Source organism: Pseudomonas sp. 313 (assembly GCF_000316965.1).
Lineage (GTDB): Bacteria > Pseudomonadota > Gammaproteobacteria > Pseudomonadales > Pseudomonadaceae > Chryseomonas > Chryseomonas benzopyrenica.
This window is the reverse complement of sequence record NZ_ANBZ01000053.1, coordinates 1-372: the sequence shown is the minus strand read 5'-3', so window position 1 is coordinate 372 and position 372 is coordinate 1. Positions and strand designations below refer to the sequence as shown.

General features: G+C 40.3%; 1 pseudogene. It reads right to left on the bottom strand.

The features are described 5' to 3' along the window. A pseudogene (locus tag C722_RS27035) lies at nt 1–343 on the bottom strand (hypothetical protein); the annotation flags it as partial. Nucleotides 344–372: the final 29 nt, after the last annotated feature.

Genomic DNA, 372 nt, shown 5'->3' with positions numbered 1-372 from the left:
CTGCACATACCGAATGGTTCTTCCTCTTTTTGACATGCAATCCTTCGTAATAAGTTTGAATTCCAAGCAGCTCCTCGGGTGAGGATGGGTCTGCATATACATCGTCTATTTGCCGAACTATGGTCAAATTATGAGCAGTAATTTGAGCAAGGGTAAACTCGAATAACTCAGGACTGTCGGTTTTTAGATGAACCGTACCCCCTGGTATTAGCAACTTCTTATAAAGCTCTAAAAATCGGGTCGATGTTAACTTCTTACGGTCTTTTTTGAGTTGCGGATCTGGAAAGATAATCCAGATTTCCTCAATACTTCCTTCCGGGATATAATACTCTAAATGACCTATGTAGGCTCGTAAAAAGCTACATTATGCAT